1 pseudogene is annotated in these 428 nt (G+C 68.2%); it reads right to left on the bottom strand.

What is annotated here, in order from left to right:
* Nucleotides 1-184, bottom strand: a pseudogene (locus tag DBR10_RS19805) (hypothetical protein); the annotation flags it as partial.
* Nucleotides 185-428 lie beyond the last annotated feature (244 nt).

Raw genomic sequence — 428 nt, 5'->3', positions numbered from 1 at the left:
GGCCGGCGTCGAGCGGCGGAGCGTTGGTCAGATAGCCCGCCGGCGGCGGGGTCCAGCCGGCCATGCCGGCACCCTGCTGCGGTACAACCGCCGGTGCGAACGGCCAGACTGAGGGACGGGTGCCGGTGCAGCCGGTCAGGATGAGGGCCGCGAGGGCCACTGCGAGACGCTGTTTGCAGGGCATGGATGCATTCCGGATGATCATGGCGCCACAGAGCCGGGCTCCTTTGCGTCGTCAAGCCTGAAGCCGCTTGACGGATAGATATGTTATTTCATAACACACACGAACAAGGCCGCTCCCCCGGCCGGTGTTCAGGATTTCCGCATGTTCCGTCGCGCTTCCGCATCCGCCGTCAGCCTGATGGCCCTGGCCGCTGCCCTTGGGGCCCACGCCGCCGAAGTTCCCGCGCCGGCTCCGGCGGCTCCTG

It is taken from the genome of Caulobacter sp. HMWF025 (assembly GCF_003060965.1).
Taxonomy (GTDB): domain Bacteria; phylum Pseudomonadota; class Alphaproteobacteria; order Caulobacterales; family Caulobacteraceae; genus Caulobacter.
This window is presented reverse-complemented; position numbering and strand designations above follow the sequence as displayed.